Below are 14,982 nucleotides of genomic sequence, written 5' to 3' on the forward strand. Positions count from 1 at the left end.
GGCTGCCAGAACTGAAATGTTATAAAGTTTCATGTTTGGCACTCCATCTCCTTCCCCATGAAGACCCCCACGCTGCTGGCCGCCCTGGCGGCGGCTCCCCTTGCCCCTGACGCATTGGCGCAGTCAGCCGACGCGGCGCTCACCCTGGGCAAGGTCGATGTCCACCAGCACCGGGAAGGCGCCCTCAGCGCGCACCAGGTACTCACCTCCGTTGACGTTCTGGGCGCAGACCAGATTGAAGACCGCACCGTGTCCCACAGCTGGGAACTGCTGGGGCAGATGCCCGGCATCCAGCTGACCGAAACACGCCAGGGCGCCGAGTCGGGCAAGGTCAGCTTCCGCGCCTTCAATGGCGAGGGTTACCTCAATGCCATCAAGACCCTGATCGATGGCATCCCGAGCAACGTCAACAGCGGTAACCAGCGCTTCATCGACATGCTGTTCCCGCTGGAAATCAGCTACATCGAGGTGGTGCGCGGGACCAACGATCCGCGTTATGGGCTGCACAACATCGGCGGCAACGTGAACTTCGGTACCCGCCAGGGCGGCAGTTACACCGATGCACGGCTGGCCTATGGCAGCTACAACACGCGCGATGCGCAGCTGGCGGTGGGCCGCGAATCCAACGGCTTCGCGCAGAACTACTTCATCGGCACCCAGGCCAGCGACGGTTATCGCGAGCACGACACCTCCAGGAAGTATTCGCTGGGTGGCAAGTGGTTCTACGGTTCACTGGACGATGGCCTGCGCGTGGGCCTGACCGCGCGCGCCTATCACCACGAGGCGGACGAGCCCGGCTTCATGACGGCCGAGGAACTGCGCACGCACCGCCGTGGCAGCGACCTGCGCAACGCCCATGACGGCGACGACCGCGACATGCGCCAGTTCGCCGCGCATCTGGACCTGAAGCTGTCCGACGCGCTCGTTCTCGGCACCCGGCTGTACTACAACCGTTACCAGGACGATCGGCGCGTGACCTTCAGCGACCTGCCCACCGGCAACCTGCCGCGCCAGAGGCGGCTGTGGGACGAGCGCCAGGCCGGCCTGCTCACCACGCTTACCTGGCAGCCCGCAGCCACGCTGACGGTGGAGGGCGGGTTGAACTACGAGCAGCAGGACAACGGTTACATCCGCGAGCGGTATGCCTACGCCGAACCCACCGATTTCACCCGCCCGCCGGCCCGCGTGCAGAACGACGACCGCCACAGCTTCGACAACCTGGGCGCTTATCTGCAGGCCATCTATCAGCCAGCCGCCGCCTGGAAGATCGTGCCGGCCTATCGCGTGGACCGCTTCAGTGGCCGCACGCGGTTGATGGATGGCACCCGCGGGCGGCTGCAGGACTACGGCACCATCGGCCAGCCCAAGCTGAGCGTCATCCACAGCCTGGGCGACACCACCCACGTCTACGCGAACTGGGGCCGCACGTTCCAGGTGCTGACCGGCGCCACCGCGCCGGCCTATCTCACGCCCGGGCAGACGCCGATGCGTCCTTCCACCAACACCGGCATGGAGCTGGGCCTGAAGTTCCAGCCCTTTGACGGCGCCCAGGCCCGCCTGGCGGCATGGCAGCAGGATGCGGAGAACGAGGTGTCCAACATGCCGGCCACCGGCACCACCGTCACCCTGGGCAAGACCCGGCGCCGTGGCGTGGACGCGCAGTTGAGCCTGCAGGTGGGCGACGACTGGACAGTGTGGGCCTCGCATGCGTACCAGGAAGCGAAGATCACCCGCGACAACCGCGCCCCCGGCGTGTCCCTGCAGGGTCGCGAAGTGGCCGCCACCCCGCGCCACATCAGCAACCTGGGCGTGGACTACCAGGCCAGCCAGGCACTGCGGCTGGGTCTGCAGGCGCGCGCGCAGGGCGACTACTACCTGGAAGAGCGCAACGTGGCCGGCAGGTTCGGCGGCTTCGCCGTGCTCGACCTTACTGCCGCGTACCGGATCAATCCGCGCTGGAGCGTGGACCTGCAGCTGAAGAACGTCACCGGACGCGAGTACGCCTACGCGTGGCACGACAGCTTCTTCTGGGACAGTGCCCGGCCGATGTTCTCGCCTGCCCCCGGCCGCACCGTCTTCGTCGGCCTCAGCATGAAGCTGTAGCCCGGCGGGGCGCTTCGGGCTGCGGAAGGAACGCATCTGCCACGCTTTTGCACTACATTGGTGCAATGTCCGACCCCGCGCCGCCACCGTCCCTTGATGCCCTGGGTACCCCCTTGGCCTGGGCCGCTGCCGACGGCCGCATCACCGGCTGCAATCCGGCCTTCGGCCGCTGGCTGGGCGTCAGCGGCCGTCGCCTGCTGGGCCAGCCCCTGGCGGCGCTGGAGGTGCAGGGCGAGGCGCTGGCCCACTTCCTGGCCCGCGACGAGCGTGACAGCCTGCGCCTGCACCGGTTGGCACTGGCGGTACCCGGAGAGGCACCCCGCTTCGCCGAAGGCTGGATGAGCCGCCGGGATGATGGCGGCTGGCTGCTGGAGGCGCATCCGGTCGATGAGTTCCCCGGGCTTGATCCCACCCAGGCCCTGCCCAGCGCACTCAGCGCGGCGCTGAAGGGCCTGGCCCACGAACTGCGCAACCCGCTGGCTGGCCTGAAAGGCGCGGCGCAGCTGCTGGCGCGCCGTGCCGCACAGCGCGATGCCAGCGAGCGCGAACTGATCGAACTGATCGGTTCGGAGATCGAACGCCTCAACGGGTTGCTTGACCAGCTGCTGTCGCCTGCGCCGGCCGCACCGCATGCCGCCTTGAACATCCATGCAGCGCTGGAGCGCGTGCTGCGCCTGGCCGAGAACGAAGCGGGCTGGGCGGTGCGCCTGCAACGCGACTACGACCCCAGCATTCCCGAGCTGGATGGCGACGCCGACCGCCTTACCCAGGCAGTGTGGAACCTGGTGCGCAATGCGATCCAGGCCGGCGCGGGCACCATCACCCTGCGCACGCGTGTGGAGCATGGTGCGCGGGTTGCCGAGCGGCTGCATACGCTGGCGCTGCGGCTGGAGATCGCCGACGACGGTCGCGGCGTACCCGAGGAGCTGGCCGAACACCTGTTCCTGCCTCTGGTCAGTGGTCGCGCCGAAGGCACCGGCCTGGGCCTGGCGTTGGCCCAGCAGGTCGCGCGCGAGCATCGCGGCACGCTGACCTACCGCTCGCGGCCCGGCCACACCGTATTCACCCTGCTGCTGCCGATCGGCAGCGGCACCGTTCCGGCCGAGGAGGCCCCGCGCGATGTCTGACGCGTCCCCTTCACCCCAGCGGATCTGGGTGGTCGACGATGACCGCGCCGTGCGCTTCGTGCTGTGCACCGCGCTGCGCGAGGCGGGCTACCGGGTCGATGATTTCGACAGCGCCGCCGCCGCCCTGCAGGCGCTGGCCGAGAGCTCTCCGCCGGCACTGTTGTTCACCGATGTGCGCATGCCCGGCGATGACGGCCTGGTGTTGCTCGACAAGCTCAAGGCTGCCTTGCCACAGCTGCCGGTGGTGGTGATGTCGGCCTACACCGATGTCGCCAGCACGGCGGGCGCCTTCCGCGGCGGCGCGCACGAATTCCTGTCCAAGCCGTTCGATCTGGATGATGCCGTGGCGCTGGCCCAGCGCGTGCTGCCGGCGGTCGCGCCGGCACTGGCCGCGCCGGTACCGGCCACGGAGGCCTCCGCCGACCCGTCGCCGCAGCTGGTTGGCGATACGCCGCCGATGCGCGCGCTGTTCCGCGCCATCGGCCGGCTCGCGCAGGCGCCGCTGGCGGTACTCATCACCGGTGAAACCGGCACCGGCAAGGAGCTGGTGGCCAACGCGCTGCACCGCGAATCGCCGCGTGCGCAGGGCCCGTTCGTGGCATTGAACACCGCCGCCATTCCCGCCGAGCTGCTGGAGAGTGAACTGTTCGGCCATGAAGCCGGCGCATTCACCGGCGCACAGCGCCGGCACATCGGCCGCTTCGAGCAGGCCGACGGTGGCACCCTGTTCCTCGATGAAATCGGCGACATGCCCCTGCCGCTGCAGACGCGCCTGCTGCGCGTGCTGGCGCAGGGCGAGTTCTTCCGTGTCGGCGGTCGCGAACTGATCCGTGTCGATGTGCGCGTGATCGCAGCGACCCACCAGGACCTGGAAGGACGGGTGGCGCAGGGGCTGTTCCGCGCCGACCTGCTGCATCGCCTGGACGTGGTGCGCCTGCAGCTGCCGCCGCTGCGTGAGCGCCGCGAGGACATCGCGCAGCTGGCCACCACCTTCCTGGCGGCGGCCGCACGCCGGCTGGATACGCCGACCAAGCGCTTGACCGCCGCTGCCTTGCAGGCGCTGCGCGAGCACGACTGGCCGGGCAATGTGCGCGAACTGGAGAACGTGTGCTGGCGGATGGCCGCACTGGCCGCCGCCGACACCATCGGCGTGGCCGACGTGGATACCGCGCTCAACCGGGCACGCACCCGGCGCAGCAGCACCGGCGGCACCGACCCGGGGCAGTGGGAGGCGCTGCTGTCGGAGTGGGCGCGGCGGCAACTGGCGGAGGGCGTGGAAGGGCTGCATGCGCAGGTGCGCGAGCGCGTCGATCACGCCCTGCTGGACGCTGCCCTGCAGATCACCCACGGTCGCCGCGCGGAAGCAGCGGCGCGGCTGGGCCTGGGCCGCAACACGCTGACCCGCAAGCTGGGCGCAGGCCGCCGCCGCGGCCCCCATTGAACGGTCCCTGCACGCGATCCTCGCATCCGCTTGCCGAACCGTTGATCCCTCATGGACGATGCCGTCCGTAGTGTCACCTGCAAGGAGTCTTCGATGCGCCTGTTACCTGCCCTTCTTCCGCTGTCCGCCGCCGCGCTGCTGTCCGCGTGTGGCAGTACGCCGAAGCCGCAGCCCACGCCACCGCCGCCGGTCGTGACCAGTACCGCACAGCAGGCCGAGGCGAATCTGGCCCCGGCGTCGGCCAGCATCGTCAGTGGCCGGCTGGTGCTGAAGGTCGAACCGGCAGGCGTACATATCACCGGCCTGGTCGGTGGCCTGCAGCCGATGCAGCAGGCAGGCTTCCATATCCACGAGCGTGGTGATTGCAGCGCTGTGGATGCCAGCAGTGCGGGCAATCACTTCAATCCCGGCGGCGTCGCGCACGGTCGCGCCGGTGCCGGCACGCATCACCTGGGCGACATCGACAACCTGCGTGCCGATGCCCAGGGCCGCGCCAACGTCGACATCCACCTCAAGGGCGTTACTCTGGGCGGAGGCGCCGCCACCGATATCGCAGGACGCGCATTGGTCGTGCATGCCAATGCCGATGACTATCGCAGCCAGCCTGCCGGCAATGCCGGCGTTCGCATCGCCTGCGGCGTGATCCGCGTGACGCGCTGATCGCCGCCGGCCATCTTCCAAGGAGAGCATCCATGCGTCTGATCCATACTTCGCTGTTCGCGGCCATCGCCGCCCTGGGCTTGGCGGCCTGCGGCAAGCCGGCCGACACCCCGCAGACCGAGACGCCGCCGGCCGCGCCGGCCGAGAGCGCAACCACCGAACCGGCGCCCGCTGCAGAACCGGCGTCCACCGCCGATGCCTCGGCCACGGCGGAGCTGGCACCCACCCAGGGCAACGAGACCAAGGGCAGCGTCACCTTCAAGCGGGTTGACGGCAAAGTGCACGTCACGGGCCAGATCAGTGGCCTGAAGCCCGGCAGCGAACACGGTTTCCACATCCACGAGAAGGGCGACTGCAGTGCGCCGGACGGCACCAGCGCCGGCGGTCATTTCAACCCGGGCAAGCAGGACCATGGCAGCGTGGCCAGTGATCCGCACCACGGTGGCGACATGCCCAACATCAAGGCCGACGACAAGGGCGTGGCCACCATCGATGGCCCGGTGTCGAGCAACGTGAACATCGGCAAGGGCGATGATTTCGACATCATCGGCCGTGGCCTGATCGTCCACGCCGATCCGGATGACTACACCAGCCAGCCGACCGGCAACGCCGGTGCGCGCCTGGCCTGCGCGGTGATCCAGAAGGCCCCGTAAGGCCGGGCCCGCTGGATTGGAAAACGCCGGCGCAGGCCGGCGTTTTTCTTTGCATCCCTTTCTGTAGAGCCGAGCCCAGGCTCGGCTGCTTTTCCGGCGGCCTGAGCCGAGCATGGGCTCGGCTCTACAACACGCGGCCGCCGTTTCCTTGTCAGCGCGCCAGCAACTCGCGCGCGTCCTGTCCCGCCTCGCAATGCACGAACAGCACCGGCACACCGTGTGCTTCCAGCACTGCCGCCATCTGCCGCTGGCGCATCAGGAACTGCTCATAGATGCCCTGCAGGCGATCGCAGTCGCCACTGTCATGATTGTAGTGGGCGCACCAGCCGGCCGGATCGAACAACGCCATGCGCGCCTCGCCATGGCTGTAGCGCAGCAACGGCTCCGGTGCGGCCTCAAGCCATTCATCCTCGCCCGGCGCCATGATCGCGGTCTCGATCAACGGCCACAGCGCGGCCAGGCCCTGGTTGTCGTACTGCATCGACATCATCGCGGCCAGGTCGTTCACGGTGAAATAGCGCGCATGCTCGATGCGGGCACCGAAACTGTTCTGCGCCATCAGCGCGGTATCGGCATGGGCCATGCCATTGGCCAGCAGCACCTCTTCCAACGCATCGGCCACCGCACGGGTGGTCGCCACATCACTGCCGGTCAGCAGGAACGGCAGCACACGCAGGCCGCCACCCACCAGCGTCGCATCGGCCTGGAACGGCAGCGGCACATCGCCATTGGCATCGGTACCGAAGGCCAGCAGCCGCGGGCCCTGGTTGCGGCCCGGCGCGCGCATCTGCAGTTCTTCCAGACGGCGATGGATCGGCCAGCCCGGGCGCAGCACTTCGGCCGGGTCGAAATGGGCGGCGGCCAGGACCAGGTCCAGCTCGGCCACGGCCGGTACCAGCTTGGACAGGTCGCGGCCGACGCGCTCGGCCAGTTCACCGGCCTGGTCTGCGCTGAGTACCGCCTGGCGGGGAATCTCGCCGCCGGCCAGTTCCAGGGCCAGCACGCCAAGGGCATTCATCGCGGGGTCGGGTTTGCTCATGGTTCCACGGTTGGCCCATCACAGGGCGGCAGCTACACTTGGCCCCATTATGCCTGCTCTGTCGTGCAGGCCATGTTGCAGACACCCTCATCCATGCCAGGTATCTCCATGCCCAACGCTCGTCCCGTCGCCATTCTCGGTGGCGTCCGCATTCCGTTCTGCCGCCAGAACACCGCGTATTCGGATGTCGGCAACCTCGGCATGTCGGTACGCACACTGGGTGCGCTGGTCGAACGCTTCGGCCTGCACGGCCAGCAGCTGGGTGAAGTGGCGATGGGTGCGGTGATCAAGCACTCCAGCGACTGGAACCTGGGCCGCGAAGCCACGCTGTCCTCCGGACTGTCGCCGCTCACCCCGGGCATCACCCTGCAGCGTGCCTGCGGCACGTCGCTGGACAGCATCATCACCGTCGCCAACAAGATTGCCCTGGGCCAGATCGAATCGGGCATCGGCGGCGGGTCGGACACCACTTCCGACGTGCCGATCGTGTACGGCAAGAAGCTGCGTGCACGCCTGCTGGCCGCCAACCGCGCCAAGAGCACCGGCGACAAGATCCGCGCGCTGACCTCCGGCTTCAAGTTCTCCGAACTCAAGCCCGAGTTCCCGGGCGTGGCCGAACCGCGCACCGGCAAGAGCATGGGCGATCATTGCGAGGACATGGCCAAGGAATGGAACATCTCGCGCGACTCGCAGGACGAGTGGGCGGTGTCCTCGCACAAGAAGCTGGCCGCCGCCTATGAGCGTGGCTTCTTCAACGACCTGATCGCGCCGTTCCGCGGCGTGGAGCGCGACAACATCCTGCGCCCGGATACCTCGCTGGAAAAGCTGGCCACGCTGAAGCCGGCGTTCGACAAGGTGTCCGGCCGCGGCACCCTGACCGCCGCCAACTCCACGCCGCTCACCGATGGTGCCGCGGCGGTGCTGCTGGCCAGCGAGGAATGGGCCCGCGCCCACGGGCACGAGCCGCAGGCCTACCTGCGCGATGCGCATGTCTCGGCCGTCGATTTCGTGCACGGCGAAGGCCTGCTGATGGCACCGACCGTGGCCGTGCCTGAGATGCTCAAGCGCAATGGCCTGACCCTGCAGGACTTCGACATCTACGAAATCCACGAAGCGTTTGCCGCACAGGTGCTGTGCACCCTGCGCGCGTGGGAGAGCGAGGATTACTGCCGCAACCGGCTGGGCCTGGAGGCACCGCTGGGCCGCATCGATCCGGACAAGATCAATCTGCTGGGCTCGTCGCTGGCTACCGGTCACCCGTTTGCCGCTACCGGTGCGCGTGTGATCGCCACGGCCGCAAAGCAGCTGGCCGAACGCGGCGGCGGCCGCGCGCTGGTGTCGATCTGCACGGCAGGCGGCATGGGCGTGGTGGCGATCGTCGAGCGCTGATCGCTGCAGAAGGCTGTACATGGAAAAGCCGCCCGGATGGGCGGCTTTTTCGTTGCGGACCCGGTGGGGTGCCGATCCTTCGCCGGCACTGCACCGATCAGGGAAGACGGGGGTTGCCGAACTCGTCGCGCTCTTCGTTGGCGTTGTACACCGGGGGTTGCGGCACCGTCGGCAGATCTTCCACGGTGGCGCGCGGCGGCACTTCATCGGCACCGGCCCCTGCCGTGCGCACCAGCGCCACACTGTCCTCGCCGCGCTGCAGGCGCAGCGCGTTGGCCAGGCACTGTGCAGCCAGGGCATGTTCACCCCGCTGGGCGAACAGCTCACCCAGCGCTTCCCAGGCCGGGGCACCGGCGCCGCTGGCGATCGCTTCGTGCAGGAACGTATCGGCAGCGTCCCATTGCTGCTGGGCCAGGGCGACGCGGCCCTGTGCCAGGCGCAGCGCCGCCGAATCGTCATGCACGTTGCGCCAGCGCTGCAGGTTGGCCTGGCGGGTGGCGAGGCGTTCGGCGGGCAGGCGGCCATACAGGGCCACCAGTTCGTCGTCCCACCGCTGGTCCAGGGCGTGCTCCAGCGCCAGCAGCGCCGGCTCGTCCCAGTTCAGCGCCACCGCGCGGCTGGCATAGGCGCCCACCACGTCGGGGGTCGGCCGCAGCGCTTTCGGCGTGGCTTCCCACTGCGCGGCCAACGCATTGACGTCGGCCGCTTCCAGCAGCGCCTGCGCGGCCAGGCGCGCTTCCAGTTCGCTGTTGGATTCGGCCGGCAGCACCTTGCTCTGACGCAGGGCGCCCAGCTGTCCATACGCTTCGTGCGCACGACCGGCGCGGGCCAGTGCCTCGGTGCGCAGCCACAGGCCACGCGGCGGAAGCGGCTGGATCGCGGCCACATCCAGCACGTTGATCGCGTCCACCGGCAGGTCGCGCGCCAGCAGCTGCTCGGCGCGCAGCAGCGCCTGCAGGGTGGCATCGGATTCACCCAGCCGCTGCAGCAGCGCCTCACCTGCGCTGGCGTCAGCACGTGCCTGTGCACTGCGCACGGCATTGGCCAGCGCCACCGCGCTCACTTCCGGATCCTTGGCGGCGCCGTCGAGCAGCTTTTCCGCACGCTGCCACTGGCCGTGCTCGTAAGCCTGCAGGCCATCGATCAGGCGCACCCGGCCCTGCTTGCGGCGGTAGCGGCCCCACGCACGGAACGGTGCGGCGATCAGGCTCCACAGCAGCCACAGCACCAGCACTGCAATCACCGTCAGCAGCGCCACCTTCGGCAGATTGCTGTGATAGTCGTAGCCGCCATAGCGCAGAATCACTTCGCCGTAGCGGTTGAGATCGTCGGTGCCGAGCCATTGCGCGGCGACCACACCAATGGCCACGGCCAGCAACAGCACGACCAGGGATTGCAGGGGTTTCATTCGGGTAGCCTCCGGTCGGTCTGGGTGCGCAGCTGTTGCAGGGTGCTGCCTAGGACGGTGTTGCTGGTCTGCAAGGGAAGCTCGCGCAAGGCCTGCAGTTCAGCACGCTGCGCGCGCAGGGCCGGTGAATCCGGCCAGCGCCGCTGTGCCCACTGCTCCACGCGCGACAGCGCGGCGTCACGGCCGGCACGGTCGCCGCGCTCGATCGCCGCCCGGGCCAGGGTCAGTTCCAGTTGCAGCGCATCGTCGGCGTTGCGCCGTTCGGCGGCGGTCAGCGGACCGTTCTGGCGGCTCGGGCTGATATCGACGAAGGGCGCCAAAGCGGCCTGCCACCACGGTCGCGTCTGGTCGCCGGCCGGCGTACTGGCCACCTGGGTCGGCAGCCCCTGCAGGGCGCCGGCCAACGCATCCAGTCGCTGCAGCGCCTGAACGCGGGGTCCGGCACCCAACGCATCGAGGGCATCGCGCTCCTGTACCAGCGCCTGGCGCAGGTTCAGGCCCTCGCTGTCGGGCAGCGCGGCCAGCGCGGTCGCGGCCTGTGCATAAAGACGGCGGGCACCTTCGACATCGTCGGCGTAGTTCAAGCGCTGTGCGGCCTGGGTCAGCAGCAGTTCGGCCTCGTCGCGCTGCACGGCCTGCCGGCCCTGGTTGGCGCTGTCGGCGAGCTTGGCGAGGTTTTCCTCCAGCAGCGCGCTGCGCTGCGACAGGCCCAGCATCTCGTCGCGCAGCACGCGGTTGGTTGCGGCCGCGTCCTGCAGGCGTTGGCTGGTTGCGCGCTGGTCGCGACGCAGCGCATCCAGCGTGGCCTCCAGGCCCTGCAACTGCACCGCCATCGTCCGCGACTGTGCTTCCTGCTCATGCTGTTGCTGCTGCCAGAAACGCCAACCGGCATAGCCTCCTGCCCCGAGCACGGCCACCACCGCCAGCGGCAGCAGCAGCCAGCGCAGGGAGCGACGGGGTGGGGAAACGGGGGCGGTGTCGTTCATCAGGCTTCCTTGTCGGCGGCGTCGCCGGAAGGGTTCCGGCAGGCAGCGTCAGGCACAGCATCCCTGTTGCCGACGACAGCGGCAAGCGTGACCCACGTCCCTGTTCAGGTCGCTGCCGGCCCGGTGAGCGTGGTGTGTGCAGCGGCGATCAACTGCGGGGTGGTCGGCCCCGTGCTGCGTACCACCCGCAGGCCCAGCGCCTGCGCCTGCACGCCCAGCCGTTCGCTGGCGACCAGCGCGGTGGCATGGGCCTGCAGCCGCTGCTGCCACTGCGGCGACAGCTGCTCCCACACACGTTGCAGGGCTTCACCGCTGCTGACCGCCATCAGCCAGGGCGCAGAACACTCTCCCAGCCGTGACAGGGCGCGAGGCGACAGGCGCAGTGGTTGGCGCCGATAGACATCGGCACGTTCGATGCTGGCACCCGCCGCCTGCAGCCGGGCGGCAATCAGGCCCCGGCCACCGGGCGCGGTGACCAGCCCGATCCGCAGGCCCTGTACCGCCGCCAGTACCGGCAGGGCCAGCAGCCCCTCGCTGTCCATCCGCTGCGGCGCGTGGACCTCGCTGATGCCGTGCGCCTGCAACGCGCGTGTGGTGCCCTCGCCGACCGTCAGCCACGGGCTGTGCTGCGCCGGGCGCAGCGGCAGCAGCGCGGCAGCCGCCGTGACGGCTGCGGGGCTGGTGAACACCACCCGATCGCAGTTCAGCGCGCGTTGCAGCTGGCGCACCACGGCAGGGCCCTGCAAGCGTTGCAGCCGCCACGGCGACAGCGCCACCAGCTGCCCGCCGAGCCCAGCAACGGCGCGGCGCAGCGCCGAATGCTGGCCCTGCGGACGCAGCGAGATCAGCGTCCAGCCCGCGCCGCGGCACGCGCTGCCAGTGGGTATCGTATGGTCATCCATTGCCTGCATTATGCGGGCCCGCCGTTGTCGTGGTTGCTGCTCCGATGTCCGTTGATGCCCTGAGCTCCTCGTTGGCCTCCCTGCAGGAGGTGCTGGACTGCATGCCTGCGGTCCGTGCCATGCAGATCCGCCTGGACGGCTATGCCGATGGCGTGCTGCGCATCACCGCGCCGCTGACGGCGAACGTCAACGACAAGGGCAACGCCTTCGGCGGCAGCCTGGCCTCGGTGCTGACCCTGTCCGGCTGGGCGCTGGTCAGCCTGCGCCTGCGCCTGGCCGGCCACGACGCCGAGGTCTACGTGGCCGACAGCAACCTGCGCTACCTGGCACCGGTCTACGAAGACCTGCACGCGCAGGCCGAGGCGGCCGAAAGCGGTGCCTGGGACACCTTCCTGGCCACCTTCCGCCAGCGTCGCAAGGCCCGCATCAGCATCATCGCTACCCAGCCGGCCGCCGACGGCCGGGCCGCTGCCGAGTTCAGCGGTCGCTTCGTTGCCTTCGCCAAAGGGTAGGATGGCAGGCTGACGCCCTGCGGAAACCCCTGATGCGCCGCCTCATCCAGATCCTGTTGTGTTCCCTGCTGCTGGTCAGCGCCATGGCCGGTGCCGACGAGCTGAGCCGCAAGCAGCGCAAGATGCTGGAAGAGACCCAGATCGCCTACGGAGCGACGATCCGCTGGGGCAGCATGGACGACGCCATCGGCTACCTGGATCCGGTGCTGCGCAAGGAAAAGCCGCCCACCGAGTTCGAGCTCAACCGTTATGCACAGCTGCGGGTGTCCTCCTACCGCGAGCGCAGCAGCGCCTCGCTGCCCGATGGCCAGGTCGAGCGCCGGGTGGAAATCGGCGTCATCAACCAGAACACCCAGGCCGAGCGCACCGTGGTGGTGACCGAGCGGTGGCGCTGGGATGCCGAGGCCAAGCGCTGGTGGCAGGCCGGTGGCCTGCCGGATCTGTGGCAGGGGCAGTGACGGGCCGCGTCCGGCTTGTGCGACAATCGGCGCCCGCTTATCGACCCGTGACCTGAGTGAATTACGAAGAGTTGCTGGCCTTTGCAGGCCGAAACCCGATGCTGTCCGCGGCCCTGGTCGGCCTGACCGTGGCCCTCATCGTCACCGAAATCCGCCGCCTGTTCCGGGGCTTCAAGGGCATCAAGCCCGCCGAACTGACCCAGCTGATGAATGCGGGCGGCACGGTGGTGGTGGACCTGTCCGCCAGCGGTGACTTCGAAAAGGGCCACATCGCCGGCAGCCGCAATGCGCAGGCCAGCGCGTTCGGCCCGGAGCACAAGCTCGTGGCCAGCGCCAAGCAGGCGCCGGTGGTTCTGGTGTGCCGAAACGGCAACGCATCGGAAACCGCCGCCAAGGCGCTGAAGAAGGCCGGTTTCGAAAAGGTCTTCGTGCTCGAGGGCGGCATTCCCGCCTGGCAGCAGGCCGAACTGCCGCTGGTCAAGGGCCGCAACTGATTGCCGCAGGTGGCGGATCCGGCCTTGTATGGGCCTGATGCCGCCCCCATCGCAGTAATTCGACCCTAGTTTTCATTGCATTCACCTGGAGTTACTGGAAATGTCCGAAGAGATCACCAACGGCGCCGCTGCGCCGGTCGATGCCGCTACCGGCCCCGCTTTCACCGTCGAGAAGATCTACGTCAAGGACGTCTCCTTCGAGTCGCCGAACGCACCGACCATCTTCAATGACCAGGTGCAGCCGGAGCTGCAGCTGAATCTGAACCAGCAGGTGCAGCGCCTGGGTGAGAACGCGTTCGAAGTCGTGCTGGCCGTCACCCTGACCTGCCAGGCCGGTGAGCGCACCGCCTACGTGGCCGAAGTGAAGCAGGCCGGCGTGTTCGGCCTGGTCGGCCTGGACCCGCAGTCGATCGACGTGCTGCTCGGCACCCAGTGCCCGAACATCCTGTTCCCGTACGTGCGCCAGCTGGTCAGCGATCTGATCCAGGCCGGCGGCTTCCCGCCGTTCTTCCTGCAGCCGATCAACTTCGAAGGCCTGTACGCAGAAACCCTGCGCCAGCGCCAGGAGCAGGGCGACGCACCGTCGCTGGCTGACTCCGAGCCGGCCGGCAACGCCTGAATCCGCCGCGACGTCACGGATGAGCACTACCGCTGACAAGATCGCCGTGCTGGGCGCCGGTTCCTGGGGAACCGCGCTGGCCAGCCTGCTCGCCCGGCACGGTCATCCGACCGTGCTGTGGGGGCGTGATGCCGCCGTGGTCGAGGCCATCGACCAGCGCCACGAGAATCCGCGCTACCTGCCGGGCATCCCGCTGCCGGACAGCCTGCATGCCACCACCGACCTGGCGTCGGCGGTGCACGGTGCCGCCTGGATCCTGGTGGTGACCCCGTCGCACGCGTTCAACGAGACCGTGCGCGCGCTGGCGCCGCTGCGTCCGGCCGGTGCCGGCGTGGCCTGGGCGACCAAGGGTTTCGAGCCCGGCTCCGGCCGTTTCCTGCATGAAGTCGCGCGCGAGATCCTCGGCGAGGACGTGCCGCTGGCTGTCGTCACCGGGCCGTCGTTCGCCAAGGAAGTCACCCAGGGCCTGCCCACCGCGATCACCGTGCACGGCGACGTGCCGGCGTTCGCGCAGACCGTGGCCGAAGCGATGCATGGCCCGGCGTTCCGTGCCTACACCGGCGACGACATGGTCGGTGCCGAGCTGGGGGGCGCGATGAAGAACGTTCTGGCCGTGGCCACCGGCGTTGCCGATGGCATGCAGCTGGGCCTCAACGCCCGTGCCGGCCTGATCACCCGCGGCCTCAACGAGATGCTGCGGCTGGCCGCGGCAATCGGTGCCAAGCCGGAAACCCTGATGGGTCTGGCGGGCCTGGGCGATCTGGTGCTGACCTGCACCGGCGACCTGTCGCGCAACCGCCGCCTGGGCCTGGCCCTGGGCCGCGGGCAGACGCTGCAGGATGCCGTGCGCGAGATCGGGCAGGTGGTTGAATCGGTGCAGACGGCCGATGAGGTGATGCGTCAGGCACGCCGACACGGCATCGACCTGCCGATCTCCGATGGCGTACGCGCCGTACTGCACGGCGAGCAGACCCCGGCAGAGGGCCTGCGCGCATTGCTGGCGCGCGAACAGAAACCGGAATATCCGGACACGCTGTTCAAGTAACCGAAAACCCCGGCCAAGCGCCGGGGTTTTTTCATCAGGGAGTACCCCATGCGGGTGCCGGACCGGACACAGGCTTTGGTGGGTGCCAAGCTTGCTTGGCATCACGCGTGCAGCATATCCACGCATGGCGTGGATCCACTGCAACG

Annotated in this window: 15 protein-coding genes; 11 read left to right on the top strand and 4 right to left on the bottom strand. The window is 68.9% G+C overall.

Features of this window, described 5'->3' with window-relative positions; genetic code table 11:
- The first annotated feature begins 57 nt into the window (after positions 1–57).
- From AC5P5M_RS14790 to AC5P5M_RS14810, 5 genes are all read left to right on the top strand, one after another.
- On the top strand, positions 58–2,103 hold the full coding sequence (locus tag AC5P5M_RS14790) for a TonB-dependent receptor (RefSeq protein ID WP_495206082.1): 2,046 nt from the start codon (positions 58–60) through the stop codon (positions 2,101–2,103).
- A 65-nt stretch (positions 2,104–2,168) separates the two neighbouring features.
- Entirely contained in the window at positions 2,169–3,230 is a 1,062-nt protein-coding gene (locus tag AC5P5M_RS14795; protein ID WP_053518064.1) for a two-component system sensor histidine kinase NtrB, read from the top strand.
- Positions 3,223–4,671, top strand: a complete 1,449-nt coding sequence (gene ntrC, locus AC5P5M_RS14800) for a nitrogen regulation protein NR(I) (protein WP_495206083.1) — start codon at positions 3,223–3,225, stop codon at positions 4,669–4,671. Before AC5P5M_RS14795 ends, ntrC begins: the two co-directional genes overlap by 8 nt.
- A 93-nt stretch (positions 4,672–4,764) precedes the next feature.
- Positions 4,765–5,331: a superoxide dismutase family protein gene (locus tag AC5P5M_RS14805; protein WP_053518061.1), complete on the top strand. Its 567-nt coding sequence runs from the start codon at positions 4,765–4,767 to the stop codon at positions 5,329–5,331.
- 32 nt (positions 5,332–5,363) lie between these two features.
- Positions 5,364–5,984 (top strand): superoxide dismutase family protein, encoded by a 621-nt coding sequence (locus tag AC5P5M_RS14810; RefSeq protein ID WP_065174141.1) that lies wholly within the window; start codon positions 5,364–5,366, stop codon positions 5,982–5,984.
- 151 nt (positions 5,985–6,135) lie between these two features.
- On the opposite strand, the gene AC5P5M_RS14815 is transcribed toward AC5P5M_RS14810, so the two are convergent.
- Positions 6,136–7,023 (bottom strand): hypothetical protein, encoded by an 888-nt coding sequence (locus AC5P5M_RS14815; protein WP_253118354.1) that lies wholly within the window; start codon positions 7,021–7,023, stop codon positions 6,136–6,138.
- 93 nt (positions 7,024–7,116) lie between these two features.
- On the opposite strand from AC5P5M_RS14815, the gene AC5P5M_RS14820 reads away from it, so the two are divergent.
- Positions 7,117–8,412 carry an acetyl-CoA C-acetyltransferase gene (locus AC5P5M_RS14820; protein WP_111186508.1) on the top strand — a complete coding sequence of 432 codons (1,296 nt, stop codon included), beginning with the start codon at positions 7,117–7,119 and terminating at the stop codon, positions 8,410–8,412.
- 97 nt (positions 8,413–8,509) lie between these two features.
- On the opposite strand, the gene AC5P5M_RS14825 is transcribed toward AC5P5M_RS14820, so the two are convergent.
- From AC5P5M_RS14825 to AC5P5M_RS14835, 3 genes are all read right to left on the bottom strand, one after another.
- Complete coding sequence (locus AC5P5M_RS14825) at positions 8,510–9,820, bottom strand: heme biosynthesis HemY N-terminal domain-containing protein (RefSeq protein ID WP_053518053.1); 1,311 nt, start codon at positions 9,818–9,820, stop codon at positions 8,510–8,512.
- Positions 9,817–10,806: a uroporphyrinogen-III C-methyltransferase gene (locus tag AC5P5M_RS14830; RefSeq protein WP_197600152.1), complete on the bottom strand. Its 990-nt coding sequence runs from the start codon at positions 10,804–10,806 to the stop codon at positions 9,817–9,819. Before AC5P5M_RS14830 ends, AC5P5M_RS14825 begins: the two co-directional genes overlap by 4 nt.
- 104 nt (positions 10,807–10,910) lie before the next feature.
- The gene (locus AC5P5M_RS14835; protein ID WP_495206084.1) at positions 10,911–11,717 is read right to left on the bottom strand and encodes a uroporphyrinogen-III synthase; all 807 of its coding nucleotides are present in this window, start codon (positions 11,715–11,717) and stop codon (positions 10,911–10,913) included.
- A 35-nt stretch (positions 11,718–11,752) separates the two neighbouring features.
- Between AC5P5M_RS14835 and AC5P5M_RS14840 the strand changes: the two genes are divergently transcribed.
- The 5 genes from AC5P5M_RS14840 to AC5P5M_RS14860 all read left to right on the top strand — a co-directional run bounded on the left by AC5P5M_RS14840 (position 11,753) and on the right by AC5P5M_RS14860 (position 14,836).
- Positions 11,753–12,220: a YiiD C-terminal domain-containing protein gene (locus tag AC5P5M_RS14840; RefSeq protein WP_053518047.1), complete on the top strand. Its 468-nt coding sequence runs from the start codon at positions 11,753–11,755 to the stop codon at positions 12,218–12,220.
- Positions 12,221–12,252: 32 nt separating this feature from the next.
- A complete protein-coding gene (locus AC5P5M_RS14845; protein ID WP_053518045.1) occupies positions 12,253–12,678 on the top strand; it encodes a hypothetical protein in 426 nt (141 codons plus the stop codon).
- 56 nt (positions 12,679–12,734) lie between these two features.
- On the top strand, positions 12,735–13,172 hold the full coding sequence (locus tag AC5P5M_RS14850) for a rhodanese-like domain-containing protein (protein ID WP_053518043.1): 438 nt from the start codon (positions 12,735–12,737) through the stop codon (positions 13,170–13,172).
- Between the two features lie 100 nt (positions 13,173–13,272).
- Positions 13,273–13,791 carry a protein-export chaperone SecB gene (gene secB / locus AC5P5M_RS14855; protein ID WP_004153553.1) on the top strand — a complete coding sequence of 173 codons (519 nt, stop codon included), beginning with the start codon at positions 13,273–13,275 and terminating at the stop codon, positions 13,789–13,791.
- Between the two features lie 19 nt (positions 13,792–13,810).
- Positions 13,811–14,836, top strand: coding sequence for an NAD(P)H-dependent glycerol-3-phosphate dehydrogenase (locus tag AC5P5M_RS14860; protein WP_053518041.1), 1,026 nt, complete (start codon positions 13,811–13,813; stop codon positions 14,834–14,836).
- Positions 14,837–14,982 lie beyond the last annotated feature (146 nt).

It is taken from the genome of Stenotrophomonas sp. YJH_SMC_106-19 (assembly GCF_059368375.1).

Coding starts and splice junctions, on each gene's coding strand:
- AC5P5M_RS14790 (WP_495206082.1), top strand. CDS start 58: ATGAAGACCCCCACGCTGCTGGCCGCCCTGGCGGCGGCTCCCCTTGCC.
- AC5P5M_RS14795 (WP_053518064.1), top strand. CDS start 2,169: ATGTCCGACCCCGCGCCGCCACCGTCCCTTGATGCCCTGGGTACCCCC.
- ntrC (WP_495206083.1), top strand. CDS start 3,223: ATGTCTGACGCGTCCCCTTCACCCCAGCGGATCTGGGTGGTCGACGAT.
- AC5P5M_RS14805 (WP_053518061.1), top strand. CDS start 4,765: ATGCGCCTGTTACCTGCCCTTCTTCCGCTGTCCGCCGCCGCGCTGCTG.
- AC5P5M_RS14810 (WP_065174141.1), top strand. CDS start 5,364: ATGCGTCTGATCCATACTTCGCTGTTCGCGGCCATCGCCGCCCTGGGC.
- AC5P5M_RS14815 (WP_253118354.1), bottom strand. CDS start 7,023: ATGAGCAAACCCGACCCCGCGATGAATGCCCTTGGCGTGCTGGCCCTG.
- AC5P5M_RS14820 (WP_111186508.1), top strand. CDS start 7,117: ATGCCAGGTATCTCCATGCCCAACGCTCGTCCCGTCGCCATTCTCGGT.
- AC5P5M_RS14825 (WP_053518053.1), bottom strand. CDS start 9,820: ATGAAACCCCTGCAATCCCTGGTCGTGCTGTTGCTGGCCGTGGCCATT.
- AC5P5M_RS14830 (WP_197600152.1), bottom strand. CDS start 10,806: ATGAACGACACCGCCCCCGTTTCCCCACCCCGTCGCTCCCTGCGCTGG.
- AC5P5M_RS14835 (WP_495206084.1), bottom strand. CDS start 11,717: ATGCAGGCAATGGATGACCATACGATACCCACTGGCAGCGCGTGCCGC.
- AC5P5M_RS14840 (WP_053518047.1), top strand. CDS start 11,753: ATGTCCGTTGATGCCCTGAGCTCCTCGTTGGCCTCCCTGCAGGAGGTG.
- AC5P5M_RS14845 (WP_053518045.1), top strand. CDS start 12,253: ATGCGCCGCCTCATCCAGATCCTGTTGTGTTCCCTGCTGCTGGTCAGC.
- secB (WP_004153553.1), top strand. CDS start 13,273: ATGTCCGAAGAGATCACCAACGGCGCCGCTGCGCCGGTCGATGCCGCT.
- AC5P5M_RS14860 (WP_053518041.1), top strand. CDS start 13,811: ATGAGCACTACCGCTGACAAGATCGCCGTGCTGGGCGCCGGTTCCTGG.